Source organism: Candidatus Pelagibacter sp. PS_10_02 (genome assembly GCF_059418005.1).
Genome location: NZ_CM182076.1, coordinates 550,906 through 577,142, shown reverse-complemented (window position 1 = coordinate 577,142; position 26,237 = coordinate 550,906). Strand labels below are relative to the sequence as shown.

35 protein-coding genes and 1 riboswitch are annotated in these 26,237 nt (G+C 27.9%); of the genes, 26 read left to right on the top strand and 9 right to left on the bottom strand.

The annotated features are described in order from the left end of the window. Positions 1 to 2: 2 nt before the first annotated feature. Complete coding sequence (gene hemB / locus AC5SL1_RS03170; protein ID WP_494600263.1) at positions 3 to 992, bottom strand: porphobilinogen synthase; 990 nt, start codon at positions 990 to 992, stop codon at positions 3 to 5. A gap of 74 nt (positions 993 to 1,066) precedes the next feature. Between hemB and AC5SL1_RS03165 the strand changes: the two genes are divergently transcribed. The 11 genes from AC5SL1_RS03165 to AC5SL1_RS03115 all read left to right on the top strand — a co-directional run bounded on the left by AC5SL1_RS03165 (position 1,067) and on the right by AC5SL1_RS03115 (position 10,558). Beyond that, a complete protein-coding gene (locus AC5SL1_RS03165; RefSeq protein WP_494600262.1) occupies positions 1,067 to 1,657 on the top strand; it encodes an aspartyl/asparaginyl beta-hydroxylase domain-containing protein in 591 nt (196 codons plus the stop codon). 1 nt (position 1,658) lies between these two features. Then, on the top strand, positions 1,659 to 2,084 hold the full coding sequence (gene rpiB, locus AC5SL1_RS03160; RefSeq protein WP_494600261.1) for a ribose 5-phosphate isomerase B: 426 nt from the start codon (positions 1,659 to 1,661) through the stop codon (positions 2,082 to 2,084). A 2-nt stretch (positions 2,085 to 2,086) separates the two neighbouring features. Beyond that, positions 2,087 to 3,397: a serine hydroxymethyltransferase gene (gene glyA / locus AC5SL1_RS03155; RefSeq protein ID WP_494600260.1), complete on the top strand. Its 1,311-nt coding sequence runs from the start codon at positions 2,087 to 2,089 to the stop codon at positions 3,395 to 3,397. Beyond that, entirely contained in the window at positions 3,397 to 3,855 is a 459-nt protein-coding gene (gene nrdR, locus AC5SL1_RS03150; RefSeq protein WP_494573660.1) for a transcriptional regulator NrdR, read from the top strand. Before glyA ends, nrdR begins: the two co-directional genes overlap by 1 nt. After that, positions 3,836 to 4,936, top strand: coding sequence for a bifunctional diaminohydroxyphosphoribosylaminopyrimidine deaminase/5-amino-6-(5-phosphoribosylamino)uracil reductase RibD (gene ribD, locus AC5SL1_RS03145; protein ID WP_494600259.1), 1,101 nt, complete (start codon positions 3,836 to 3,838; stop codon positions 4,934 to 4,936). Before nrdR ends, ribD begins: the two co-directional genes overlap by 20 nt. Before the next feature lie 4 nt (positions 4,937 to 4,940). After that, a complete protein-coding gene (locus tag AC5SL1_RS03140) occupies positions 4,941 to 5,534 on the top strand; it encodes a riboflavin synthase (protein ID WP_494600258.1) in 594 nt (197 codons plus the stop codon). After that, complete coding sequence (ribB, locus tag AC5SL1_RS03135; RefSeq protein ID WP_494600257.1) at positions 5,521 to 6,621, top strand: 3,4-dihydroxy-2-butanone-4-phosphate synthase; 1,101 nt, start codon at positions 5,521 to 5,523, stop codon at positions 6,619 to 6,621. Before AC5SL1_RS03140 ends, ribB begins: the two co-directional genes overlap by 14 nt. Next, the gene (gene ribH / locus AC5SL1_RS03130; protein WP_494600256.1) at positions 6,621 to 7,007 is read left to right on the top strand and encodes a 6,7-dimethyl-8-ribityllumazine synthase; all 387 of its coding nucleotides are present in this window, start codon (positions 6,621 to 6,623) and stop codon (positions 7,005 to 7,007) included. Before ribB ends, ribH begins: the two co-directional genes overlap by 1 nt. A gap of 2 nt (positions 7,008 to 7,009) precedes the next feature. Further along, positions 7,010 to 7,414: a transcription antitermination factor NusB gene (locus AC5SL1_RS03125; RefSeq protein ID WP_494600255.1), complete on the top strand. Its 405-nt coding sequence runs from the start codon at positions 7,010 to 7,012 to the stop codon at positions 7,412 to 7,414. Further along, a complete protein-coding gene (gene thiL, locus AC5SL1_RS03120; RefSeq protein ID WP_494600254.1) occupies positions 7,407 to 8,366 on the top strand; it encodes a thiamine-phosphate kinase in 960 nt (319 codons plus the stop codon). Before AC5SL1_RS03125 ends, thiL begins: the two co-directional genes overlap by 8 nt. A gap of 86 nt (positions 8,367 to 8,452) precedes the next feature. Further along, on the top strand, positions 8,453 to 10,558 hold the full coding sequence (locus AC5SL1_RS03115; RefSeq protein WP_494600253.1) for a sodium-translocating pyrophosphatase: 2,106 nt from the start codon (positions 8,453 to 8,455) through the stop codon (positions 10,556 to 10,558). Here the strand turns inward: AC5SL1_RS03115 and AC5SL1_RS03110 are convergent. Further along, a complete protein-coding gene (locus AC5SL1_RS03110) occupies positions 10,555 to 11,016 on the bottom strand; it encodes a hypothetical protein (RefSeq protein WP_494600252.1) in 462 nt (153 codons plus the stop codon). The genes AC5SL1_RS03115 and AC5SL1_RS03110 overlap by 4 nt on opposite strands. Here AC5SL1_RS03110 and AC5SL1_RS03105 point away from each other — a divergent pair. Genes AC5SL1_RS03105 through AC5SL1_RS03080 form a run of 6 tightly spaced genes read left to right on the top strand, consistent with a single transcriptional unit; the run spans position 11,015 to position 13,562 of the window. Beyond that, a complete protein-coding gene (locus AC5SL1_RS03105; protein WP_494600251.1) occupies positions 11,015 to 11,479 on the top strand; it encodes a ubiquinol-cytochrome C chaperone family protein in 465 nt (154 codons plus the stop codon). The genes AC5SL1_RS03110 and AC5SL1_RS03105 overlap by 2 nt on opposite strands. Positions 11,480 to 11,486: 7 nt before the next feature. Next, complete coding sequence (rpmF, locus tag AC5SL1_RS03100) at positions 11,487 to 11,669, top strand: 50S ribosomal protein L32 (RefSeq protein ID WP_494573670.1); 183 nt, start codon at positions 11,487 to 11,489, stop codon at positions 11,667 to 11,669. Positions 11,670 to 11,695: 26 nt separating this feature from the next. After that, positions 11,696 to 12,700 (top strand): phosphate acyltransferase PlsX, encoded by a 1,005-nt coding sequence (plsX, locus tag AC5SL1_RS03095; RefSeq protein WP_494600250.1) that lies wholly within the window; start codon positions 11,696 to 11,698, stop codon positions 12,698 to 12,700. Next, positions 12,700 to 13,002 (top strand): integration host factor subunit alpha, encoded by a 303-nt coding sequence (locus AC5SL1_RS03090; RefSeq protein WP_494580732.1) that lies wholly within the window; start codon positions 12,700 to 12,702, stop codon positions 13,000 to 13,002. Before plsX ends, AC5SL1_RS03090 begins: the two co-directional genes overlap by 1 nt. Further along, positions 12,992 to 13,369 carry a MerR family transcriptional regulator gene (locus AC5SL1_RS03085; protein WP_494580731.1) on the top strand — a complete coding sequence of 126 codons (378 nt, stop codon included), beginning with the start codon at positions 12,992 to 12,994 and terminating at the stop codon, positions 13,367 to 13,369. The genes AC5SL1_RS03090 and AC5SL1_RS03085 overlap by 11 nt, the downstream gene beginning before the upstream one ends. Before the next feature lies 1 nt (position 13,370). Then, positions 13,371 to 13,562, top strand: coding sequence for a 50S ribosomal protein L33 (locus AC5SL1_RS03080; protein WP_006996892.1), 192 nt, complete (start codon positions 13,371 to 13,373; stop codon positions 13,560 to 13,562). 1 nt (position 13,563) lies between these two features. Here AC5SL1_RS03080 and AC5SL1_RS03075 read toward each other — a convergent pair whose 3' ends face one another. Next, positions 13,564 to 13,854 carry a chorismate mutase gene (locus AC5SL1_RS03075; RefSeq protein ID WP_494580730.1) on the bottom strand — a complete coding sequence of 97 codons (291 nt, stop codon included), beginning with the start codon at positions 13,852 to 13,854 and terminating at the stop codon, positions 13,564 to 13,566. Between the two features lie 42 nt (positions 13,855 to 13,896). Here AC5SL1_RS03075 and AC5SL1_RS03070 point away from each other — a divergent pair, with 42 nt between their 5' ends. Further along, positions 13,897 to 14,922: a COX15/CtaA family protein gene (locus AC5SL1_RS03070; protein ID WP_494600249.1), complete on the top strand. Its 1,026-nt coding sequence runs from the start codon at positions 13,897 to 13,899 to the stop codon at positions 14,920 to 14,922. Between the two features lie 7 nt (positions 14,923 to 14,929). On the opposite strand, the gene AC5SL1_RS03065 is transcribed toward AC5SL1_RS03070, so the two are convergent. Beyond that, positions 14,930 to 16,231, bottom strand: a complete 1,302-nt coding sequence (locus AC5SL1_RS03065) for an O-acetylhomoserine aminocarboxypropyltransferase/cysteine synthase family protein (protein ID WP_494600248.1) — start codon at positions 16,229 to 16,231, stop codon at positions 14,930 to 14,932. Between the two features lie 4 nt (positions 16,232 to 16,235). After that, positions 16,236 to 16,304, bottom strand: a riboswitch (SAM riboswitch). A gap of 139 nt (positions 16,305 to 16,443) precedes the next feature. Here AC5SL1_RS03065 and rplM point away from each other — a divergent pair. From rplM to AC5SL1_RS03030, 7 genes are read left to right on the top strand one after another with little or no spacing between them, the layout of a single operon-like run. After that, positions 16,444 to 16,905, top strand: a complete 462-nt coding sequence (gene rplM, locus AC5SL1_RS03060; protein ID WP_494600290.1) for a 50S ribosomal protein L13 — start codon at positions 16,444 to 16,446, stop codon at positions 16,903 to 16,905. Position 16,906: 1 nt separating this feature from the next. After that, complete coding sequence (gene rpsI / locus AC5SL1_RS03055) at positions 16,907 to 17,347, top strand: 30S ribosomal protein S9 (RefSeq protein ID WP_494600247.1); 441 nt, start codon at positions 16,907 to 16,909, stop codon at positions 17,345 to 17,347. 33 nt (positions 17,348 to 17,380) lie between these two features. Next, positions 17,381 to 18,403 carry an N-acetyl-gamma-glutamyl-phosphate reductase gene (argC, locus tag AC5SL1_RS03050; protein WP_494600246.1) on the top strand — a complete coding sequence of 341 codons (1,023 nt, stop codon included), beginning with the start codon at positions 17,381 to 17,383 and terminating at the stop codon, positions 18,401 to 18,403. Beyond that, positions 18,400 to 18,612 carry a hypothetical protein gene (locus AC5SL1_RS03045; protein WP_494600245.1) on the top strand — a complete coding sequence of 71 codons (213 nt, stop codon included), beginning with the start codon at positions 18,400 to 18,402 and terminating at the stop codon, positions 18,610 to 18,612. The genes argC and AC5SL1_RS03045 overlap by 4 nt, the downstream gene beginning before the upstream one ends. Continuing rightward, a complete protein-coding gene (locus AC5SL1_RS03040; RefSeq protein WP_494600244.1) occupies positions 18,613 to 19,905 on the top strand; it encodes a homoserine dehydrogenase in 1,293 nt (430 codons plus the stop codon). It begins immediately after the preceding gene. After that, positions 19,905 to 20,801, top strand: coding sequence for an AEC family transporter (locus AC5SL1_RS03035; RefSeq protein WP_494600243.1), 897 nt, complete (start codon positions 19,905 to 19,907; stop codon positions 20,799 to 20,801). Before AC5SL1_RS03040 ends, AC5SL1_RS03035 begins: the two co-directional genes overlap by 1 nt. 17 nt (positions 20,802 to 20,818) lie before the next feature. Further along, complete coding sequence (locus AC5SL1_RS03030; protein ID WP_494600242.1) at positions 20,819 to 21,667, top strand: DMT family transporter; 849 nt, start codon at positions 20,819 to 20,821, stop codon at positions 21,665 to 21,667. 533 nt (positions 21,668 to 22,200) lie between these two features. On the opposite strand, the gene AC5SL1_RS03025 is transcribed toward AC5SL1_RS03030, so the two are convergent. Both AC5SL1_RS03025 and AC5SL1_RS03020 read right to left on the bottom strand, forming a co-directional pair. Next, positions 22,201 to 22,479 (bottom strand): methylated-DNA--[protein]-cysteine S-methyltransferase, encoded by a 279-nt coding sequence (locus tag AC5SL1_RS03025; protein WP_494600241.1) that lies wholly within the window; start codon positions 22,477 to 22,479, stop codon positions 22,201 to 22,203. Continuing rightward, positions 22,460 to 22,897, bottom strand: a complete 438-nt coding sequence (locus AC5SL1_RS03020) for a GNAT family N-acetyltransferase (RefSeq protein WP_494600240.1) — start codon at positions 22,895 to 22,897, stop codon at positions 22,460 to 22,462. Before AC5SL1_RS03020 ends, AC5SL1_RS03025 begins: the two co-directional genes overlap by 20 nt. Before the next feature lie 82 nt (positions 22,898 to 22,979). Between AC5SL1_RS03020 and AC5SL1_RS03015 the strand changes: the two genes are divergently transcribed. Beyond that, a complete protein-coding gene (locus AC5SL1_RS03015) occupies positions 22,980 to 23,936 on the top strand; it encodes a site-specific integrase (RefSeq protein WP_494600239.1) in 957 nt (318 codons plus the stop codon). 58 nt (positions 23,937 to 23,994) lie between these two features. On the opposite strand, the gene AC5SL1_RS03010 is transcribed toward AC5SL1_RS03015, so the two are convergent. The 3 genes from AC5SL1_RS03010 to AC5SL1_RS03000 are packed head-to-tail and all read right to left on the bottom strand — an operon-like array spanning position 23,995 to position 26,063. After that, complete coding sequence (locus AC5SL1_RS03010) at positions 23,995 to 24,642, bottom strand: LicD family protein (RefSeq protein WP_494600238.1); 648 nt, start codon at positions 24,640 to 24,642, stop codon at positions 23,995 to 23,997. Continuing rightward, the gene (locus AC5SL1_RS03005; RefSeq protein ID WP_494600237.1) at positions 24,623 to 25,261 is read right to left on the bottom strand and encodes a methyltransferase domain-containing protein; all 639 of its coding nucleotides are present in this window, start codon (positions 25,259 to 25,261) and stop codon (positions 24,623 to 24,625) included. Before AC5SL1_RS03005 ends, AC5SL1_RS03010 begins: the two co-directional genes overlap by 20 nt. Then, a complete protein-coding gene (locus tag AC5SL1_RS03000; RefSeq protein WP_494600236.1) occupies positions 25,254 to 26,063 on the bottom strand; it encodes a hypothetical protein in 810 nt (269 codons plus the stop codon). Before AC5SL1_RS03000 ends, AC5SL1_RS03005 begins: the two co-directional genes overlap by 8 nt. Positions 26,064 to 26,237 lie beyond the last annotated feature (174 nt).

The window sequence follows — 26,237 nt, the reverse complement described above, 5'->3', positions numbered from 1 at the left end:
TCTTAAAGTATTATTTCATTTATTCTATCAGCATAATAACTGACTATTGCATTTGCGCCAGCTCTCTTAAATGAGGTTAAGCTTTCTAATATTGAGTTTTTATCTATTAAACGTTTATTAATACTATTTGTTAGTAAGCTATATTCTCCTGAAACCTGATAAGCTAAAACTGGTATTTTAAAATTATCTTTTACTGATTTTATTATATCAAGGTAGGGCATTCCTGGTTTCACCATTACCATATCTGCTCCTTCCTTTATATCTAGGGCAACCTCTCTTAATGCTTCATTACTGTTTCGAAAATCCATTTGGTAGGTCTTTTTATCTCCTTTTAGAAGTCCTCTTGATCCAACCGCATCTCTGAAAGGTCCATAAAAACTTGATGCATATTTTACTGCGTAAGAAAGAATTTGAACTAATTGATAACCATTTTTATCAAGTGCTTTTCTTATTTTTCCAATCCTACCATCCATCATGTCTGAAGGTGCTAGCACATCACATCCCATTTCGGATTGCAATAAGGATTGATTAATTAAAATTTCATTTGTTTCATCATTTAATATATAGCCAGATTTTATAAGACCATCATGCCCATGGGAAGTGTAGGGATCTAAGGCTACATCACACATAATACCAATTTCATTTCTATATTTTTTTTTAATATATTGGATAGCTCTACAAACTAAATTGTCCTCATTTAACGCTTCGGTACCAATTTCATTTTTTAACTTTGAATTTGTGTATGGAAATAACGCAACCATAGGTATCTTATTCTTAATGGCTTTATCAACAATATAACCAATTTTATCTATAGAATACCTAAAAACTCCAGGCATAGTTTTTATGGGTTGTTTCTTATTTTTTCCATCAATAAGAAATATTGGTAAAATAAAGTCACTTGAAGATAGGCTGTTTTCCTGAATAAGTCTTCTAGACCAATCATTCTTTCTACTACGTCTAAGTCTTAGGTTTGGATAGCTTCCTGTTATCATGTTTTTATTATATTTATAAAATGCGACAAATGTATTATACAAATATATCCTAAAAAGAGTAACTAATAAATATTATGACATTAAATTATAATGATTTTCAAAAACAAGATATTAAATTTGATATCACTGAACTTCAAAAGGCATATAGTGAAATTTTAAAAATAAAAAAATTTGATGGCCCTGAAGAGATAAGTAACTTTGGAGCAATATCTCTAACTCAAATTCCTGGTGATCCAGATTCTATTAAAGGTCATAAAGCCAGAGGTGTTTTTTGGACTAAACCGGATGCAACAGGCAAGGAGGTTGTTAGAGATGTAACTATCGACGAGTCCGCTTATTCAGAATTTATCGATGAATTTAAAGATACTTATTTTAAGGAAGTTTTTGACGTGCTTTCATCTAAGTATAAGCTTGGAAGAGTAAGAGTATTATTAAAAAAACCAAGATCGACATTAAGTTGGCATAGAGACCCTGAGCCTAGATTACATATACCAATTATTACTAACCCAGGATCAATAATGGTCATTGATAATGTTGCTAAGCATTTACCAGCTGATGGTTCTGTTTGGATTACAAATAATACCAAGTATCACAATGCATTTAATGGTGGTGAAGAAGATCGTATCCATTTAGTTGCTTGTGTTTTAGATCATAAATTTAATTAGTTTGAAAAAAATATTCATATCATCTGATCATGCTGGGTTTAAATTAAAAAAATTAATCAAAAATTACTTGGATAAAAAAAATATAAAGATAGTTGATTTAGGTCCATTTAACGATGGCAGGGTAGATTATCCTGATTTTGCTCATAAGGTCGCTAAAAAAGTTAAGGTTAGTAACAAACATGTGGGTATTTTAGTTTGTGGGTCTGGTATGGGAATGAATATTGCTGCTAATAGACATAAAAATATTCGTGCTGCACAGTGCTATAATTCAAAATCTACAAAATTATCAAGATTGCATAATAATGCAAATATCATTACATTAGGATCAAGACTTCTTACTAAAAAAAATGCTTTAAATTGCGTTAGCACTTTTTTAAATACAAAGTTTGAAGGTGGAAGACACGCAAAAAGAATTAAAAAGATTTAATTATGTCTAGTGAAAAAAACTATTTAAATAAAAATTATAAAAGCTTTTTTGAAGACAGTTTATCTAAAACTGATCCAGAATTACATAAAGCCATAAGTGATGAGTTAAAAAGACAACAACAACACATAGAACTAATTGCTTCTGAAAATATAGTTTCTCAAGCTGTTTTAGAGGCGCAAGGCTCTGTATTAACAAACAAATATGCAGAAGGGTATCCTGGAAAAAGATACTACAATGGATGTGAGCATGTTGATGTTGCAGAAAATTTAGCCATAGAAAGATTAAAGAAACTTTTTGATTGTAAATTTGCAAATGCCCAACCACATTCTGGGGCTCAAGCAAATGGAGCTGTATTTTTAGCTCTATTAAATCCTGGTGATACATTTATGGGAATGAGTTTAAATTCTGGTGGACACATTACTCATGGGTTAAAAATTTCAATGTCAGGTAAATGGTTTAATCCAATAGGGTATGATGTTGATAAAGAGTCTGAACTTATTGATTATGATAATGTTGAAAAACTTGCATTAGAACATAAACCAAAACTTATAATTTGTGGTGGTAGCGCTTACTCTAGAGTAATCGATTTTAAAAGATTTAGAGCGATTGCTGATAAAGTAGGGGCATATTTGATGGTGGATATGGCTCATTTTTCAGGTTTAGTTGCCGGCAAAGGGTACCCTAACCCATGTGAACACGCACATGTAGTAACTTCAACAACTCATAAAGTTTTCAGAAGTGCTAGAGGTGGAATTATTTTAACTAATCATGAAGACCTAGCAAAAAAATTTAACACAGCAGTATTTCCTGGTTATCAAGGTGGACCATTGATGCATGTCATTGCTGCAAAAGCTGCTGGTTTTTTAGAAGCATTAAGACCAGATTTCAAAGATTATATCAAATCAGTTTTAGCTAATGCCAAAATTTTATCAGAGACACTTAAGAATAATGGTTTTAAGATTTATTCTGGTGGAACAGATACACACTTAATGTTAGTTGACCTAAGACCTTTCAATGTAAAAGGTAATGCTGCTGCCGAAAGCCTTTCAAATGCTAATATTACCTGTAACAAAAATGGAATACCTTTCGATTCAGAAAAACCAATGATTACCTCTGGAATAAGACTAGGTACTCAAGCCGCAACAACTAGAGGTTTTGGATTAAAAGAGTTTGAGAAAGTAGGTGAACTAATAACTAAAGTTGTAAAAGGTTTATCTGAAAACCCTGACGATAATAGCAAAATTGAAGAAGAAGTTAGAAATGAAGTAATAGAACTTACATCTAACTTTCCAATATATAAAAATTTAAAATAATGATTTGTTCAATTTGTAAAAAAGGTGAAACCTCAGTAGTAGACTCAAGACCAACTGAAGATGGCACAGCCATAAGAAGAAGAAGGCTTTGTGTGTGTGGAGCAAGATTTACGACTTTTGAAAGAGTGCAATTTAGAGAAATTATGGTTGTTAAAAAAAATGGAAGAAAATCTTCATTTGATAGAGATAAATTATCAAAATCTATTTTTATTGCTCTTAAAAAAAGACCTATTGATACTGAAACAGCAGAAAAATTTATAAGTAAAATTTCTCGATCACTTGAGGAGCTCGGTCAAAGTGAAATTTCATCTACTACTATTGGAACTATGGTTATGGAAGGTTTAAAAGAGCTCGACCCTGTTGCTTACGTAAGATTTGCTTCTGTTTATAGAAATTTTAGAGAAGAAAAAGACTTTGTGCAATTCGTGGACAAATTAGATGTCTACAAAAAAAGATAAATTTTCAATAAAAGATAAAATTTTTATGGAGCTTGCCTTGAAATTGGCAAAAGCTCGTCATGGACTAACCGGAATTAATCCTTCTGTAGGTTGTGTAATTGTTAAAAATAATGAAATACTTTCAATTGGTCAAACAGGTTTTAAAGGTATACCTCATGCCGAATTTAATGCCATTAAAAATTCACATGAAAATTTGGAAGGTTCAAAAATGTATGTGACTCTTGAACCTTGCAGTCATTATGGAAAAACTCCTCCGTGCACAAATATTATAATTAAAAATAAAATTAAAGAAGTTGTGTATGGAGTTGAAGATATTGATAAAAAAGTTAAAGGTAAAACTTTAAAAATTCTTAAGTCAAAAAAAGTTTTAGTAAAAAAAAATTTACTCAAAAAAGAAATTAATAAATTTTATACACCTTATTTCTTTAATAGAAAAAATAACCTTCCTTATGTTACTGGTAAAATTGCAATTTCTAGAAATAATTTGATATATAGCAAAGATACAAAAAGAATTTCAGATATTCATACTGATAAATTTACACATTATCTTAGATATAAAAATGATTCATTAATGATTTCCTCCAAAACTTTAAATGAAGATAACCCAAAACTTAATTGCAGACTAGAAGGTTTGAATAAATTTTCACCTAAAAGAATAATTTTAGATAAAAATTTAGAAATTAAAAAAAATTCATACATTTTTAAAACAGCTAATAAAAAAAATACTATAATTTTTTATCATAACGCGAAATCTGAGATGAAATTAATGTTAAAAAAAAGAGGCATAACTTTAATCAAAAGTAAATTAGATAAAGATAACTTTGATATTAAATCAATTTTAATGAAACTCTATGTCCTTGGCTGCAGAAATTTATTAGTTGAAGGGGGAAATGATCTTTCTAAGCACATTATTAAAAAAAAATTATTTAATGAATTTTATTTATACAAATGTGCTAAAACTTTATCAAAGTTAGTTAACTATAAAGAGTTTAGTTTTCTTAATGAATTAAAGAAAAATTATAAAAATAAATTGAAAATTAAAAAAAAATTAGGCAAAGATGTAATTACACTTTACAAATAATATTATGTTTAATGGAATAATTTTTAATCAAGGTTTAATTACTAAATTTGAAAAAAGATCAAAAGGTATTAATATTTTTGTAAAAGCTGATTTAAAGCTAACACGTAAAGATCTAGGTGTATCAGTTGCTTGTGATGGTGTTTGCTTAACATTAATTAATATTAAAAATAAAATAATGGAATTTTATCTTTCTGATGAAACCATACAAAGATCAAAATTTAAATTCTTAAAAATAAATGATAAAATTAATCTTGAACTTCCTTTAAGATTTGGTCAAAAAATATCAGGACATATTTGCCAAGGCCACATTGATGCAGTAGGTAAAATACAGAGTATTAAAAAAATTGATAAATCGTATTTATTTGATTTTGAAATTGTTAAAAAAGAAAGAGCAAATCTAATTGATAAAGCCTCTATATGTATAAATGGAATTTCTTTAACAATTTCTAAGGTAACCAAAAAAGGTTTTCAAGTTTGGGTTATTCCACACACTTTTAAACTAACCAATTTATCTTCGTTAAAAAAGAACAGTCTAGTTAATATAGAGATAGATATCTTGTCTAAATACGTTAGAAATTATTTTAATGAAAAAAAATAATTATGCATCCATTGAAAGTATAATTAATATCGCAAAGAAGGGTGGTATGTTCATCTTAGTTGATGATGAGAAAAGAGAAAACGAAGGAGACTTAATAATATCAACCAGTGACTCAAGTGCTAAAAATATAAATTTTATGGCAAAATATGGTCGTGGATTAATTTGTCTAGCACTAGATAGTATACAAGCAAAACGGTTAAATTTGTCTTTGATGTCCCCAATAAATCAATCCAGGAATAAAACTGCTTTTACAATTTCTATTGAAGCAAAAAAAGGAATAACAACTGGAATCTCAGCAAAAGATAGAGCAAAGACAATTAAAATTGCTTCAAAGAAAAATGCAAATAAGAAAGACATTGTTTCACCAGGACATGTTTTTCCAATCATTGCTAAAGATGGGGGTGTTCTAGTTAGAGCTGGTCATACAGAAGCTTCTGTTGATATATCAAAACTTGCTAAAAAAAATAACTCCGCAGTAATTTGTGAAATAATGAATGAAGATGGAACAATGGCTAAAGGCCAAGATTTATTTGATTTTGCAAAAAAACATAATTTAAAGATAGGTAAAATTGAAGACCTTATTGCTTATCGTTTAAAAAAAGAAAAACTAGTTAAACTTAAAAAACAATCTGATATTGAAATTAAAAATCAAAAATTTAAAATTAGAATTTATGAAAATCTTTTAGATGGATCTGAACACTTTGCACTAATTAAAGGTAATATTAAAAAAGGAATAATACCAAGAGTTAGAGTAATTTCATCTAACGTAGTGCAAAATTATTTAATCAATCAACAATTGCCAAATTCATTTAATAAAACATTAAATTATTTTAAAAAATTCAATAACTGTATTTTAGTTTTTATAAAAGATACAAATTTAAAATCTGTTACACAAACACTCAAGGATTATAAGAACAAAGATTTTTACAAAAAGGGAAATGATAAACTTATAAGGAATTATGGTATTGGAGCTCAAATAATTAAAGATTTAAAGATTAAAAATATGATATTAATAACCAAATCTCTTAAAAAAGTTATTGGTTTAGAGGGTTATGATATAAAGATTATTAAACAGGAAATCATTTAATGAAAAGAAAATATTTAATAGTTATTGCAGATTATTATAAAGATATATCAAAAGGTTTATTAAGCAGTGCGAAGAGCGCACTGCCCAAATCTAGTTTAATAAAAATTATCAATGTCCCAGGTGTCTTTGAATTACCAGTTACCATTTCAAAGAATATTAAGAAGTATGATGCTTTTTTAGCTCTTGGGTGTGTGATTAAAGGACAAACTCCTCATTTTGATTTTATTTCTCATTCTTCAACTGATGCAATAATGAAACTATCCGTAGAAAACAAAAAACCTATTGGTAATGGAATTATTACTTGTCTAAATATGCGTCAAGCTATAGCTAGGAAGAAAAAGGGAAGAGAAGCAGCTCTAGCTGTAATATCTGTCCTTTCCCAATAAGGATGAGAACTCCATATAACCCAAATCAAAATCCTAGAGTTATAATTATTCAAAAACTCTATGGTAAATTTTTTAATGATGATGAGGATATAACTTTTTCAAAACACAGATTTAAAAAATCTATTAAAGATGTGGTGCTTGGTACAATTGAAAGGGATGATGTAATTAAAGAAGAGGTCAGAAATTATTTAAGTGAAGACCTTGAATTGTCAAATATGGATAAAGTTTTTCAGGTCATTGTTAAGGCTGCTATATTTGAATTTCTTTATAAGCCTAAAATCTCTAAAAAAATTATAATCAAGGAATATTTAAATGCTTCAAATTTTTTTTTAGAGGACTCCCAAACTAAATATTTGAATGCAATATTAGATAAAATTGCCAAAAAAATAAGAAATACTAATGCATGAATTTGATTTAATTAAAAATTATTTTCAAAAACTTTCTAAAAAGACAATTGGTTCTTTAAACCTTAATGATGATGTTTTTTTTGATAAGAAACATGAGTTAGTAGTATCAATAGACACATATATTCAAGGAAATCATTTTATAGATTTTAAAAAACCAGATTTGGTAATAAAAAAGATCATAAGATCATCAATATCTGATTTAATTTGTAAAGGTGTAAGTCCAAAATACTATTTTGTTTCAGGCTCAGGTAATAAAAAAACTTTTTCAAAAAATAACTTAAAAAAGATATCTAAATCACTTAACGATGAACAAAAAAAGTATAAAATCTATCTTTGTGGTGGAGATACAGTTTTTTCTAACAAATTAAGTTTTACAATAACCTCCATTGGTTTTGCAAAAAAAATTATTGAAAGAAATAAAGCTAAAATTAATGATGAGATTTATGTTACAGGAAATTTAGGTGATAGCTATTTAGGCTTATTAGTTTTAAAAAATAAATTTAAAATAAATAAAATTCAAAAAGATTATTTTATTAACCAATATTATAAACCTAATATTCAAATTGATTTATCTAAACATTTAAATAAATTTGCAAATACTTCAATTGATATTTCGGACGGTTTATTAGCAGACCTTGAAAAATTGATTAATAATCAAAAACTATCTTATAAAGTAAGTTTAGATGATATACCGGTTTCTAATTCCTTGAATAAACTCATAGCAAAAAAAAATTTCTTGAAAGAGCATTGTATTTCGAAAGGTGATGATTATCAGGTTCTATTTACTGCCTCGAAAGATAAAAGAAGAATCATAAAAAAAATTTCTAATGAATTAAGAGTTAAAATTTCAAAAATAGGAATAATTCAAAATTCAAATAATAAACCCATATTAATTGATAAAAAAAGAGGAATAATTAGCCTTAAAAATAAGGGTTATTTTCATCATTTTTAAAAAGTTAAATATTGCCTTTTATGGTTTTTTTTGTATTGTCCGGACTTTAAACGTTTAATTTAACAACCAAACAACCAAAAGGCAAAATGAACTCAATCGTTGAAACAATATTACTTTATACTATAGCTGCAGGATTTCTTTCAATTGTATATGGATACTTTACTGGAAAAAACATATTAAGCTCAAGCACTGGAAATGCTAAAATGCAAGAAATTGCATCTGCTATTCAAATTGGCGCAAAAGCTTATTTAGCAAGACAATACAAAACAATTGCCGTGGTTGGAGTTGTTGTTTTGGTTGTTATATGCATTGTATTTAGTCCTCTTGTAGGTTTAGGTTATTTTATTGGTGCAGCTTTATCTGGTATAGCTGGTTATGTTGGAATGTTAGTTTCAGTTCAGGCTAACGTTAGAACTGCTGAAGCATCTAGAAAAGGTTTAGCTAGTGGTTTAGCTGTAGCATTTAAATCAGGTGCTGTAACAGGTATGTTGGTGGCTGGTTTGGCTTTGTTAGCAATAGCTGTTTATTATTATTTTTTATTAAAAGCGGGTGTTGATGAAAGGGAAATTGTTAATGCTCTTGTTGCCCTAGGTTTTGGTGCTTCTTTAATTTCAATTTTTGCAAGATTAGGTGGTGGAATCTTTACTAAAGGTGCTGATGTTGGTGCTGATTTAGTTGGAAAAGTTGAGGCAGGTATTCCTGAAGATGACCCTAGAAACCCAGCTGTAATTGCAGACAACGTTGGAGACAATGTTGGTGATTGTGCGGGAATGGCTGCAGATTTATTCGAAACTTATGCTGTAACAATTGTTGCAACAATGGTTCTTTCTTCAATATTTTTTTACAATGATATCAATATGATGATCTACCCATTAACCATTGGTGGTGCTTGTATTTTAACATCGATACTAGGAACTTTCTTTGTAAAACTTGGTAAAAGTAAAAACGTAATGAATGCATTATACAAAGGATTTGTTGTTTCTGCTGTTTCATCATTATTAATTCTTTATCCTGTAACTGATTATGTTATTGGTTTCGCCAATGAGTATTCTGTAAATGGAAAAACTTTTACTGGTATGAGTCTTTATTACTGTGGAGTAATTGGCTTAGTTATTACCGGTTTATTAATTTGGATTACTGAATATTATACCGGCACAGATTACAGGCCTGTAAGAAGTATCGCAAAATCATCAACAACAGGACATGGGACAAACGTTATCCAAGGATTAGCTGTATCTATGGAGGCAACTGCTATTCCTGCTTTAATAATTGTTGCAGGTATTCTTGCTACCAACTCTATTGCTGGTCTTTATGGCATTGCTATTTCCGTAACAACTATGCTAGCGTTGGCTGGAATGGTCGTCGCTCTTGATGCGTATGGTCCAGTTACAGATAATGCAGGAGGTATTGCAGAAATGTCAAATTTACCAAAAAGTGTAAGAAAAACTACTGATGCTTTGGATGCAGTTGGTAACACTACAAAAGCTGTTACCAAAGGTTATGCTATTGGATCAGCAGGGTTAGGTGCACTTGTTTTATTTGCTGCTTATGTTGAAGATATTAAGCATTTTTCTGGTGTTGCAGGATCAAAGTTAGAAGGAATAGTTGTAACATTTGATTTATCTAATCCATATGTTGTAGTTGGATTATTGATAGGTGGAATGCTTCCATATTTATTTGGATCTATGGGAATGCAAGCTGTTGGAAGAGCAGGCGGTGCTGTTGTTGTAGAAGTCAGAAGACAATTTAAAAAATACCCTGGAATTATGAAAGGTAAACAAAAACCTGATTATGCTAAACTTGTTGATTTATTAACATTAGCTGCAATTAGAGAAATGATTATACCTTCTTTATTACCAGTACTTTCTCCAATTGTTTTATACTTTGTGATATTTCAAATTGGTGGGCAAGTTGCTGCTTTAGCTGCTGTAGGTGCAATGTTATTGGGTGTTATAATTACCGGATTATTTGTTGCAGTTTCAATGACAGCTGGTGGAGGTGCGTGGGATAATGCTAAGAAATATATTGAAGATGGTAATCATGGAGGAAAAGGCTCAGAAGCCCACAAGGCTGCTGTAACTGGAGATACTGTTGGAGACCCATATAAAGACACGGCTGGACCTGCAGTTAATCCGATGATTAAGATTACTAATATTGTAGCTTTATTGTTATTAGCTGTAATTGCAGGTTAATTTTTTCTTCGTTTACCAAGAGGGTCATTAACTTTTTGTCTCATACTTGATAAAAAGTCATAAATAAATGAATTTTTTTGGTAATTAACCTCTGTAGTATTTTTGGATACCTTTAAATTTTGCATTTTATTTAAATCATAAAATGTTTTTTTTTCTAATAAACCATATTTATTAATTTCCACAATCAAAACATTGTTTGTTATAATTTCTTTTTTTCCTAGTTTTAAGATACTTCCTGTTGTTTCTTTTCGTTCAATAAAAAATAATACTTCATTATCAAAAAAACTTGTACTAGATGGTGGGCCCAAAATTTTAATTATATCATTTTTATTTGTTTCATTAGGAAAAATTTTTTCCTGTTTAACATAAAGTTTATGTACACCATGATGATCTATAGCTAATTTGTTTGTACAATTTGCAATTATAAAAAAAAGAGTTAATAATAATAATGTTTTCATGAATGATTATTTAAATATTTACAATAATTTAGTTGGATTGACTAGAAATAAAGAATTATATAAAGATTTTAAAGATCAAGATACATTTTCTGATAGAATGATCTTTTTTTTATTACATTTTGCTTTTTTTTTAAAAATATACAAAAATGATAAAAATAAACAGATACTTCAAGAAATCTATGATTATGTTTTTAGACAAATGGAATTAAGTGTACGAGAGATAGGCTATGGCGATCAATCAATAAATAAAAAGATGAAAGATTATCTCAATTTATTTCATGGAATGATTGATAAAATTCATAATTGGGAGCATTTAAGCAATGAATCAAAAAAAGAAAAATTAATAATCTTTTTAGATAATGCTCAAAATAGTGACTATTTGGTAATATATTTTGACAAATATGTGAAATTGTTGACAAATAATACTTTAAATTCACATATAAAAGGTGTAGTTAAGCATTAATTTTATTATGGCTGTACCAAAACGTAAACAATCACCGTCAAGAACTGGGATGAGAAGAGCTCAGAATATGAAGTTCTCATCTAAAAATATTGTTGAGGATAAGAAATCTGGTGAGTACAGACTCCCTCATCATCTGGATCTTAAAACTGGTATGTATCGTGGTAGACAAGTTTTGGACCCTAAAGAGTAAATTATTTTTTCAACTAAGTAAATAGAATGAGCAAAACAATCAAAATTGCTGTTGATGCAATGGGTGGCGATGGTTCACCAAAAAAAATTATTGAAGGTATTAATCATCATTTTAAAAACAATAAAAATACCTTTTATCAAATTTTTGGTGATAAAGGTCAAATTGAAAATTTTATTACTGATGAATTGCCTAGTGAAAACTTTGAAATAGTTCATACAGAAGATGTTGTTAAAGGAACAGACAGTCCATTGGAAGGTGCAAAAAGAGGAAAAAAAACTAGTATGTGGTTAGCGATTCAGAGTGTTAAAGAAAAAAAATCTGATGTAGTAATTTCAGCAGGGAATACTGGTGCATTATTAGTTATTTCAAAGTTAAATCTTAAAATGATAGACAATATAGATAAACCAGCTCTTTCCGCCTTATGGCCAAATAAAAAGAATATGAGTGTTGTTTTAGACTTAGGTGCAAATATTGAATGTAGTCCTAAAAATTTAATTGATTTTTCGATAATGGGTTCCTCTTTATTTAATTCATTATATCCGAACGATGAAGCAAAAGTTGCACTATTAAATATTGGCTCTGAAGAACTTAAAGGAAATGAAATTATAAAAGAAACTTATCAACAATTGAATAAAAGAACTAATAATGATTTTGAGTTTAAAGGTTATATTGAAGGGAATCAATTAATGAACGGTGATGTTAACGTTATAGTAGCAGATGGTTTTACTGGCAATGTTGCATTAAAGACTGCCGAAGGTACTGCTAATTTTATCACAAGTGAATTAAAAAAAGCAATGACTGGAAATTTTATTGGAAAAATGTCTTCACTACTTAATATTTCAAATTTAAAAAAATTTAAAAAAAGACTGGATCCAAGATTATATAATGGGGCAATTTTTATTGGATTAGACTCCCCTGTAATTAAAAGTCATGGTGGAACAGATTATATAGGTTTTTCAAATTCTTTAAGTGTTTGCTCTAAAACGGTAACTGGAAATTTGATTGAAAAAATAACTAATAATATTAATTAATGACAAGAACTAACCTAACAAAAAAAGATCTAATTAACTCAATTTATATGCAGATTGGTTTTTCTAAAAATATTTCTGAAAATTTAATTGATGATTTTTTTACTACAATCTTGGAAAATTTAAAAATTGAAAAAAAACTTAAACTTTCAAAATTTGGTACGTTTTCTATAAGACAAAAAAAAAGTAGAGTTGGAAGAAATCCTAAAACTAAAGAAGAAGCGGCTATATCTGATAGAAATGTTGTTTTATTTAAAGCTTCTAAAGAGTTTAAAGATTTAGTAAATTCTATAAATGATCAATAAAAATTTAGATGCTTACAAATCAATAGGTGAGGTTGCTAAAATTCTAGATTTAGTAAATGTCAAAAAGGGTACTTTTAATACTCATACAATAAGGTTTTGGGAAAAAGAATTTAAACAGATCAAACCAAAAATTCTCAATGGTAATAGAAGATACTATAATAATCAGACTATAGAAGTTCTTAAAAAAGTTAAATTCTTACTTAAAGAACAAGGAATGACAATCAATGGAGTTAAAAAAGTTCTCAATTCTGACAAATCTTTAAACCTTGACGAATTATCAAATAATTCTATAAGTGCTAATTATAATTTCAGAAATAAATTAAAAAATATTTCTAACTTAGTAAAACAAATTAAAAAACTAAAATAGTATGGCAAAAAAAACACATGTTAAAGTAAGATTGGTCCCTGAAGCTAAACCTGATAGTCCTTTTTTTTATTATGTAAAAAAGCCAGCAGGTGGTGAAAAAGCTAAAGTTAAATTGTCTGCTAAAAAATACAATCCATCTACTAGAAAACATGAAATGTTTGTGGAAAAAAAACTTCCACCACACAGTAAATAGTTTATTTCTTTTTAAAGTTTCTTTTTTCGTAATCTATAAAAGACCAAATCATATTTTTCCAAATTCTGTTTGTAATTTTTGGATCAATTTTAGTCTTGATTGATTTTTTTTTAATTTTTTTAAGTATGTAAGTTATTCTTGCTTTATCGATTATTTCTTTTTTATAAATTTTTACTTTTAAAACTTCATTTACTAAAATTGATCTTTTTTTGATTAATTTAAGTAAATCATTATCTAATTTATCAAGTTTTATTCTTAATTGGCTAAGTTTTTTTTTATTAGTAGGCGACATTTAATCAATTGGTTATTAAAATAATTATTATAAGTATAATTTATGTTTGTAAATAGCGACAACTATATAAAATATTTAAAGATATGGTTAATAGGACTATTTTTGCTAATTGTTCTTATGGTTGCTGTAGGTGGCTTAACTAGATTAACTGACTCAGGTTTATCCATTACAGCATGGGAGCTTTTCTCAGGTATATTGCCGCCACTTAATTCAAATGATTGGAATATGTATTTTGAGGAATATAAGAAAATTCCAGAGTATAAAAATATTAACTATGGAATGTCTTTAAAAGAATTTAAAATAATTTTTTATTGGGAGTATGCACATAGATTATTAGCACGTATTGTTGGCTTGTTCACCTTAATCCCTTTAATTATTTTTTGGATTAAATATAGAGATTCTAATTTTTATTCTAATAAATATTTTTTGATATTTTTTCTTATATGTTTGCAGGGATTTTTAGGTTGGTTTATGGTTACTAGTGGATTAACACAAAATAATGATGTTAGTCATTTTAGATTGGCAATTCATTTATCACTTGCACTTTTTATCTTATGTTTAATTTTTTGGTATATTTTAGATTTTTTTGATATTAAAAAATTAGATTATAAAATTCCACAATCCTTTTTGTTATTTATTTTTTTATTAATTATTATTCAAATTATATTGGGAGCTTTTCTATCAGGTTTAGATGGAGGTTTAATTTATAATACTTGGCCAGATATGAATGGTACATTTTTTCCAAATGATGTTTTATTATTAGATTTTTTTACCTCTGAGTCATTTTATAATACTTCTATTATTCAATTTTTACATAGATCAACTGCCTATCTGCTTGTTATCCTTGTTATGATTATTAACTATTTATTTATTAAAGAAGGAGTTGCCATAAAGAATATAATTCTTTTTGATACAGCTTTACTTATTCAAATATTATTAGGAATTGTTACATTAATATCTGGTGTAGAAATAAAGTATGCATCACTACACCAGTTAGGTTCTATTTTTGTATTAACAACCTATATTTTACTCATTTATAAAAACTCAAGAGGTTTTTTAAAACGATAAAGAATTGTTATGAAGCGCTAAGTGCTTGATCAAGATCATCTATTATATCGTCAATATGTTCTAATCCTATACACAGTCTTATATATCCAGGCGTAACTCCTGCAGCACTTAATTCTTGCTCTGTGAGTTGGCTATGAGTTGTTGTTGCTGGATGTATAGCTAAGCTTCTAGCATCTCCTATATTTGCCACATGATAGAACATCTTTAAAGCTTCTATAAATTTCTTACCAGACTCAATACCACCTTTTAGTTCTATTCCTATTAAAGCACCATTTCCCCCATTAAGATATTTTTTTGCTCTTTTACCAATATCTCCTTCATATTTGGTTGGGTAAATTACTCTAGCAACTTTTTTATGTTTAGATAAATGATCCACTGTTTTTTCAGCATTAGAGCAATGTTGTTTCATCCTCAAGGCTACTGTTTCAAGTCCTTGAATTATTCCAAAAGCATTATCAGGCGCTAATGCAGCTCCAAGATCTCTCAAAAGAGTAACTCTTGCTCTAACAGCAAAGGATACATTAGCACCAGTTAATTCAGGAACTGCCTTACCCCAAACTACGCCACCATAGCTTGCATCAGGTTCATTAAACAGTGGTTGTCTTTTTGGATTAGCTGTCCAATCAAAATTTCCACCATCAATTAGTGCTCCACCCACAACTGTACCATGTCCACCTATATATTTTGTAAGTGAATAAACTACTACAGCTGCACCATGTTCTATTGGCTTACAGATGATAGGAGCGGCCGTGTTATCAACTATTAATGGTATATTATATTTTTTTCCAATATCAGAAACTTCTTTAATGGGAAATACTCTTAAATATGGATTGGGTAACGTTTCCCCATAAAAAGCTCTAGTTTTATCATCTATTGCTTTTTCAAAGTTTTTAGGATCTGCTGGATCAGCATATCTAACTTCAATACCAAGCTTGCTCAATGTATGAGTAAACAATGAAACAGTTCCACCATAAAGATCTGTAGAACTAACAATGTTATCCCCAGCTTGAGCAACATTTAAGATAGCAAAGGTTGAAGCTGTTTGCCCAGAAGAGACAGTTAAACTTGCTAATCCACCATCTAAGGCAGCCAGTCTTTTTTCAAGAACATCATTAGTTGGATTCATAATTCTTGTGTAGATATTTCCAAACTCTTTTAGACCAAATAAATTGGCTGCATGCTCAGTGCTATCAAATAGATATGAAGTTGTTCTATAAATTGGCACAGCTACAGCTTTTGTAGTTGGATCACTTCTATAATCACCACCATGCAATGCAATAGTTTCTGGGTTTTGTCTTTTTGTACTCATCTTAATACTCCTTTTTTAGTACTTTTGCTTTATGCAAGGCGTACAATACAGTTCAAATGCGCCTACCGAAAATGTGGGTAAAAAATCCTTTTTAGCAATTATTAGCCTGCAATAGGAACAAATCGGCAAATAAAAATTACCATTAAATGGCTATATTGCAAGAGAAATATAAAATTGACTTTATAATTATTAATAGTATTAATCCTCGCTCTATGACTAAATTTTTAAAAAGTAGCGAATTAACGAGTAATTGGTTTGAAATTGATGCTAAAGGAGCAGTTGTTGGAAGATTAGCATCTATAATAGCAATGATTGTTAGAGGAAAAAACAAAACTACTTACACACCTCACATGGATGATGGTGACTTTGTTGTTGTTAAAAATATAGAGCATGCAAAATTTACTGGAAAAAAATTTAAAGACAAAAAATACTACAGACATACGGGTCATCCAGGTGGAATTAAAGAAATAACTCCTGAAAAATTATTAGAAAAGAATAAACCAGGAGAGACTTTAAAATTAGCAATTAAAAGAATGTTACCAGGAGGTGTTCTTGGTAGAAAGCAATTAACTAAAGTTAAAATTTATGCAGGTGAAGACCATCCACATACAGCTCAAAATCCTAAACTTTTAGATTTAGGAAAATTAAATAGTAAAAATTTAATTAGAAATTAATATGGAACAAACAGCGCAAACAGTATCAAAAAAACCAAAAATCAAATTAGATTTTAAAGATAGCAAATATGCAACTGGCAGAAGAAAAAAATCAATTGCTAAGATTTGGTTAAAAAAAGGGACTGGTAAAATTTATGTTAATGGTCGAACTATGGATGAATACTTCACTAGCGGTAGCCATAAAATGCAAATCACAAGACCTTTTGAAATTATTAATCAAGCAACAGCATATGATGTTAGATGTAGTGTTGCAGGAGGCGGACACACTGGACAGGCAGGAGCAATGGTTCACGGTATTGCAAAAGCCTTAATATTATTTGACTCAGAGCTAAGAAGTACATTAAAAACAGAGAAACTTAATACTAGAGACTCAAGATCTGTTGAAAGAAAAAAACCTGGCCGAAAAAAAGCCAGAAGAAGCTTCCAATTCTCGAAAAGATAATTCTTTTTTATTTCAAAATAGTTATAATAAACAATGCCTAAGCTTAATGTTTTAGTTGCTGGTTCTACTGGTTATATTGGTGTTCAATTAATAAAGTTATTAGTTAAGCACAAAAATATTAATATAAAATATTTATGTGGTAGTTCATCTGTTGGTAAGAAAATTACCAGTTATGAAAAATCATTAAAATCAAAAAATTTACCAAAGATTACTAAATTTAATAAATCATTTTTAAAAGAAGTAGACTTGGTATTTACTGCATTACCAAATGGTGAGGCACAATCTATATCTAATAGTTTATTAAAACATAATGTGCTAATTGATTTGGCAGCAGATTTTAGACTTAATAATGCATCCTTATATTTAAAATGGTATAAACAAAATCACAGATCAATTTCAAATATTAAAAAATCTATATATTCATTACCTGAAATTACAGGTGAAAAAGTTAAAAATTTTAATATTATTGGCTGCCCAGGTTGTTATCCAACATCAATATTGTTGCCGTTAATTCCATTGATTAAAAAAAATTTAATTAAAGTTAATAATATAATTATAGATTCTAAATCTGGATATTCTGGTGCAGGTAGAGGAGTGCAAGACAAGTATAAAAATAAAAACCTTTATGAATCCTTAAGTGCATACGGTGTTGGTTTTCATCGACACAATTCTGAAATACAACAAGAATTAAATTCTTTTACAAAAAAGAAAGTAAATTTTACTTTTACACCACATTTAACACCAATGTTTAGAGGAATATTAAGCACCATTTATATAGAGCTTAATAAAGGCTCTACTATTAAGAAATTAGAAAAAGTATTGATTAATCATTATCCCAATAATGGATTTGTAAAAATTCTAAAAACTAATTCTTTAATAAGCACAAATGATATAATTAATACAAATAATTGCCATATATCAATTTGCAAAACTAAGTATAAAGATAGAATTATTATCTTATCAGCAATAGATAATTTAATTAAAGGTGGTGCAGGACAAGCTATACAAAATATGAATATTAGATTTGGATTTAATAAATTCAGAGGATTAAAATGAAATATCTTACATTAATTTGTTTATTTATTTTATCGGCATGTAATTTAAACGATAATATAGTTGAACTTAATGATAATACTTTAAAAAAAACAAATGTTAAGAATTTTAATTTATCAGATACAGAATTTAAAAGAATGTCTTTTAATGAATTTGAATTATTTCTTAAAGAATATTCAAAAAACACAGAGTATCCTGATATAAAAAAGTAAATGGAAATGAATTTAAATATTGCTGTAGTTGGATTGGGTCAAGTAGGTAATTATTTACTAAATGAATTAAATACAAAAAAAAAAGAAATTGAATTAATTACTGGTAAAAGAATTAATATTGTAGCTGTTTCTGCAAAAAACATAAAAAAGAAAAGAAAATTTAAAGTTAATAAAGATATCTTTTTTAAAAATCCTTTAGATATTTTTAAATTAAATAAAGTTGATATTTTATTTGAAGCAATAGGAATGTCTGATGGCATTTCTAAAAAAGTAGTTGAAACTGCTTTAAGAAATAAAATTCACGTTATTACACCAAATAAAGCCCTAATATCAAAACATGGAGATTATCTTGCTAAATTAGCTGAAGATAATAATGTTAATCTTGAATTTGAAGCATCTGTTGCTGGTGGTATTCCAATATTAAGAACTATTAAAGAGGGTCTAGCAACTAACAAAATTACTAAAGTTTATGGAATTTTGAATGGAACTTCCAATTATATTCTATCAGAAATGAGAAATTCTAAAGATAGTTTTGCCAATGTTTTAAAAAAGGCTCAAAAATTAGGATATGCTGAACCAGGTAACCCTAAATTAGATCTTAATGGTTTTGATGCTTTTGCTAAAGTAAGAATTTTGTCTGCTCTTGCATTTAATACTAAGATTTCAAAATATAAATGTTTAATGGAAGGAATTGAAAAAATTGAATTAAAAGATATTGAAATTGCTAGCCAATTAAATTTACGTATTAAGTTACTTGGTATTTCTGAAATTATTAATGGTTGTTTATTTGAAACTGTCCACCCATGTCTTGTAAGTAAAAATTCTTACATTGGTAATGTTTCTGGTGTGATGAATGCTGTCATACTTGAAGGTAAACCTGTTGGTGAAAGTATATTACAAGGGGAGGGTGCTGGGCCTGGACCTACTTCTTCATCATTACTTTCTGATTTACTTTCAATTTTGAAAGGGGATATTAAAAAACCCTTTGGAATACCTAGCAACAAGCGTAAGTCCATAAAATGTTATAATGTCAATAATTATACTAATTCTTTATATTTGAGATTTGAAGTTAAAGATAAACCTGGCGTTCTGTCCAGAATTACTAACAGGTTAGCTCAATACAAAATTTCTGTAAAAAGAATGATTCAAACACCAGATAAAAAAAATAATAAAGCTACTGTTGTTATTATTACTCACAAAACAAGCGAACTTAATTCAAATAACTGTCTTGCAAAATTTAAAAAAGATAAAGATATTCTTAAATATCCTACATTAATTAGAATTCATAATTAATGGAATTATATTCCAAAATTTTTGAAGTCTTATTTCCTGTTTTTTTTGTTATCGGTATTGGTTATTACCTGGGGAAAAAAAATCCAAAAATAGACACTAATTTCATAACTAATTTTGCAGGTAATATAGGAACGCCTGCAATGATTTTTTATACTGTAACTACCACAGGTATTACTTTAGCAGTTTTTACCTCCTACTTCTTCTATGCTTTAGTTATGATTGTAGGCTTTTCCATAGTTGGTTTAATACTTCTTTTTATTTTAAAAAGAGATCTAAGTATGGAGCTACCACCAATGATTTTACCAAATACTGGTAATATGGGTATACCAATTTGTCTTTTTGCTTATGGCACTGAAGGGCTTGGCGTAGCATCTGCTATAGCCTCTGTTATAATTTTGTTTCATTTTACATTGGGTGTTTTTCTTGCTAAAAAAAAATTTTCTTTTAATGTGGTTCTTAAAAGTCCACCTGTTTATGCAATAATAATATCAATATTATTTCTTTATTTTAACTTAGATGTCCCAGTATTTCTTGAAAACACCACTTTTCTTCTAACATATGCAACAATATTTTTAGTTTTAATGTCCCTTGGTATAGCCCTAACAAGGTTTAAGTTTTCTTTAAAAGACTCAATCATATTAGCCTTAGGACGTGTTATTTTAGGTCCAATCATATGTATTCTTATAATAAATAAACTCGATTTAAATGGTTTTGCAGCTGGTGTTTTATTAATACAAAGTGCAATGCCTAGTGCTGTATTAAATTATCTTGTTGGTTCGATGTATTCGCCTAAAAAAATTGTTGATAGTATTGCTAGTACAATTGTAACATCAACATTGATGTCTTTTATTACTATTCCAATAGTAGTATTCTTTGCTTTAAAGTACTTCAATTAAACTGTATCTATTGGCTTATGAAAGCCATTATTTTTAGCTTATTAGGTTGGATGTTTCTTCCAGTAATGGATGGATTTGCAAAATATTTAAGTACAGATTTACCAGTACTACAAATAACTTGGGCTAGGTATTTTTTCACAGTTGTATTTACTCTTCCAATAATGTTTTTCTTTTATAAAAAACACCTAGTTTGGTCTGATAAACCAAAACTACAAATACTTAGAGGTTTGATTTTACTTTCTGCGAATGTATGTTTTTTTTATTCAATATCTGTAATCTCATTAGCTAAAGCTTTAACATTAGCTTTTATTGCTCCATTAATCGTTACAGCATTTTCACCCATTTTATTAGGTGAGAAGGTGGGTTTAAGAAGATGGACAGCTGTAATAATTGGATTTTTAGGTTCCTTAGTAGTAATTAGGCCAGGTTTTTTAGAATTAAATCTAGCAAGTTTTGCTGCCCTAGGAACAGGTGTTATGTATGGTTTTTATTTGATCATTACAAGAAAGCTAAGTACTTCAGACAATCCATTATTAACACTTTTATTAACAGGTTTAGTAGGGGCGATCATAATATCTATGATAATTCCTTTTATTTGGGTTAAACCTACTCTTAATCAGTGGTCTATTATGGCTGGAATAGGGGTCTTTGCATGCATTGGCCACTTATTCCTTATATTGTCGCTTAAATACGCTGATGCATCTAAATTAGCTCCTTTAGGCTATACTGAGATAATTCCTAATGTGATTATTGGTTACTATTTCTTTGGTGATTTTCCTGATAATTGGACATTTTTAGGTCTCTTTATAATTGTGCTAAGTGGTATTTATATTTCTAGAAGAGAAGTAGTGGTTAAAAGAATTTAATATAGGTAACTTATATTTACTAACACTTAATATAATAGATTAAGTTTAGTATTTATACTATTGTAATTATTATATTTTTATTATAATAAAAAATTATCAAAATAAGAAGAAAAAAGCATAATCGTAGTTAAAAATTTATAAATACTTTTTTAAATTAAAGTCATGATATCTAATTAAAGTTTAATTTTTTAAAAATTATTCTAATCAATAAAAAAGCATTGTATATCAACGTTTATATCCAATCCTAGGTCTATAAAATATAATGATATGTTGCCCAGATATGAAGTGGGGTCAAAAACCCTTTAAAATTGAGCTTTTTTGGACAACTAAAAAACTGTTGTTATTGTTGAAAAATAGAGCAATGCACTATCAGAATATGCCATTTAAACGTCCATAGAGCACCTTAATTTTAGCATGATCTCATATCTGGTACAACTAAAGGGTGTATTATAACATTTTTAGTTATTGTTATAAAAAAGCTCTATAAGTATTGATTTTATTGACTTTTAGATGCTTTTAATAGGTTAAAATCTCTATTTTATTAACACCTTCTCAGACCTTAATAATTGACGTTTTAGCCTAATTCCACCTTTTACTGAGTAGCCACCAAGACTTCCGTCTGATCTTATCACCCTATGACAGGGTATTTTGGGAGGATAAGGGTTTTTACCTACTGCATTAGCAACAGCTCTGAATGCCTTAGGTTTTCCAATGGCTTTAGCAACTTCCAAGTAGGTCTTAACTTTGCCCCTGGGTATTTTCTTTAAGTAATTCCAGACTTTTAGCTGAAACTTAGTCCCCTTTAAGTTCATATAGTTCAAAACCAGTATTATTTGCTATTTTATCATATAATTTCTTGGCATTTTGGTTGGAAGAGTGGGTGATCCAACGAATTCCATCCCAATTATTAGCTTTAGATAGGGATTTTAGATGAACAATAAGCTTTTGTGCTATTTTTTGACCCCTAAACTCCGGTTCCACAAATAGATCATCTAAAAAGCCAATATATTGGCCCTTAATTGGTCTTGGCATTGTTCTATAATGAGCAATACCAACGATTTTACCTTCTAATTCAAAGCAAATGCCATTAACAATATGATTATCATCGTGAATCCAGCTCCAAAGATTATCTAAAATCCTGGTATTCATTGGGACTTTGTAGAAATCAGCATAATCATTATATAATCTAGTCCAATTTTCCTTATCTTTTTGCTCTAATTTTCTAATCATTATTTTATATTTATATGTATTGACAAACAAAAACACTTAATATATTACTAACGATAATTAATGGTTATCAATAGTAAAAATTATGAATAATATAATAACTGACATAAAAGCACTACAAGAAGAAACCTTACTAAACCTACAAAGCTCGAAAGCCAAAAATACTGTAAGAGCTTATAAATCAGATTTTAATCACTTTGGACTGTTTTGTTCTCAGAATGGATTTATGTCTCTACCATCTGAACCAAAGATAGTTTCTTTGTATCTAACTCATTTATCAACAAAAAATATTAAAATAAGCACTCTAAAACGTAGGCTAGTATCAATAGGTGTAATTCATAAGTTAAAAGGTCATTATCTTGATACTAAACATCCATCAATTATTGAAAACCTTATGGGCATAAAACGAAGGAAAGGAAGCATTCAAAAAAGTAAAAAACCTATATTAATCAGTAGTTTAAAAAAAATAATCAATGTTATAGATGAACAAAATACACAGGAAATTAAGAAATTTAGAGATAGATCAATAATCCTAATTGGTTTCTCAGGTGGGTTTAGAAGAAATGAAATAGTTTCGTTAGACTGCGAAGACTTGGATTTTGTTCCAGAAGGTTTAAAAATTAATATAAAGAGGTCTAAGACAGACCAATTTGGTGAAGGGTTTTTAAAAGCACTACCCTACTTTGATAACTCTCAATATTGCCCCGTAGTATCATTGAAAAAATGGATAGAGATATCAAAAATAAACTCAGGTTCAGTTTTTAGAAGGTTTACTAAAGGTTCAAAGTTATCAGAAAATAGATTAACAGACCAAACAGTTGCTTTATTGATTAAAGAATACTTACAATTGGCAGGTATAAACAGTAATAATTATTCTGGTCACAGCCTTAGATCAGGATTTGCTACATCAGCTGCAGAAGCTGGAGTAGAAGAAAGAAATATTATGGCAATGACAGGTCATAAATCACCAGAAATGGTAAGAAGATATATTAAAGAAGCAAATTTATTTAAAAATAATGCTTTAAATAGAATTAAAATATAATGAATTATTATAAAAAACTAACACATTTATTCTATTCATAATTTAAAATTCATCGATACTATAGGGATAAGAAAAGTTTTTTAAAAAATAAAAATTTTTTAATAATAAAAAGATATGGTTTACCGTTAATAACTTTGATTGTGTATTCCTTATCTTTTTTTAATTTTTTTTTCCAATTTATTCCATATAAAAATTCACAAGTTAATTCACTTTCTTTTGGGATAAATATTTCAACTGATTTAAATAATATTTTTTTTAACGGAAAAATAAATATTTTTGGTATTCTTAAATATTTGGATGTATCATGAGTACCACCTTCAAAATTCCATCTTTCAATAATAAAATTTTTTTCAATATCAGTTTCATAAAAATAAAAATCAGTGATTAAAATTTTTTTATTAAAAACTCTTTTTATTTGTAAAAAATAATTATTTTTATTAACAGATAATGTTAAATCAACTTCTATATTATTATTTTTTAAATTTTCGATTAATTTAAAGCGATCTTTAAGATTTACATAAAAATCTATGTCATCATCTCCATCTATAAGGCCCTTATCCCTTGTAATACCGAGCAATGTTCCAAAAAAAATAAAGTATTCCACATTGATAAATAATTTGGAAAAATAAATTAAATTATTTTCATTTTCTTCAACTGAAATATTTGTTGATATCTGTTTAAATGTTTTAATTTTTTTTTTGAACATCTAATTTTTCTATTATGTGTCTTGCAACAAAAGCATCATCATTTTTATATTTAGCAAATCCCAAACCTTTTACAAAATATACATTTTTAAGATTAAATTTCTTTAATAATTTATTAATTAAGTTTGGATTAATATAGTTTCTATAATGTTTTTGAGTTTCTTTGTTTCTTTTTTTATCTTTTTCAGTTCTATATTCAATATATAGACGTTCATCTTTATTCAATAAATCTGAACATAGGCTAATAAATGATTTAATCTCAATATTAGTCAAAGCATGTAAAAAAAATCGAGCATATATTGTTTTTTTTTTACAAGACAAAATATGATAATTATTAAATTCATTATTTAAATTAAATTTTGAAAATTTTAGATTTTTTATTTTTGAATATAATTTTTTGTTTTTATTTATGACTTCATTACTGCCATCAAATGCATAAACTTTTCTAAAATGATGTCTGAAAAATAAAGCATCTCTTCCGTTTCCACATCCAAATTCTAAAAGTGTAGTAACATTTTCAGTTTCACCTACTGTAAATGTGGCAAATTGTGAAGGATAATTTAAGTTAATCTTATTAACTTGCTTTTTGTAAAAAAAATCCCAATATTTATTTTTATTCATACTCTCCCCATGTATTTTTCATAGCAATGTTTTTTTTAAGTTTATTTGCTGCATTGTAGCTTCTTGTATATTTATCTGAAATAATATTTTTTCTTTGATTCTTATACATGTATGTCTCACTTAATTTCCAATTAGATTCAGTAAATTTATTTCCATCAGAATTAACTAAAAAAATATCAAATTTCTTTTTTTTGAAATAATTGGTTAAACTATTTTTTCCACTTTCAACCTTTAGTGTCTCATATTTGTTTTTTAAACTCTTATTTTTAATATAATTATAAAAATATTTAGAATTAACTAAAAATGAATTAGTGCCCATATGTGGATTGGGGAAATTTTTAAAATCTTTAGAAAATTTATGTTTTCTATTAATGTATCTAATTATTTTATGAATTTGCCATTTAAGTTTAATTGAATCTAATATGCTTTCATATGAAGCATTAGTTGCAATAACAGTTTTATTTTTTTTATAAAGAAATAATTTTTTCACCCAGTTATGGCATATTGGATAAGAGTGACTGTTTAAAAAAAGTATATCTTTATCATAATATTTTTTGGCAACTCTTTTATAACTACCAAAATCCCAATCATTATCTTTACAGGGATCTATAAATGATTCAAATTTAATCCCCTTAAGAGATTTTTGAGCATTTTCTAACTGTTCAAAATTTAATAGTTTAAAACAAATTATTAATTTATGTATTAAACCTGGTCTATATTTCTTATAATATTTTGTAAAATCATTAATTTTTTGAATACTATCAAATCTTGTGTACAGATAACAGACTATGTTTTGATTCATTAAATATAATATTTAGTTAAATTTAAGTTTATATAACAGAATTATAAAAAAACCAATAATATCAGATAAAGATAAAATAATATTTCTTTTAAATAGTTTAAAAAACAGAAGTTATAAAAAAATTTTTAAGATTAGGTCCAAAAAAGATATGGCCACTTTTTAATGTTTGGTCAA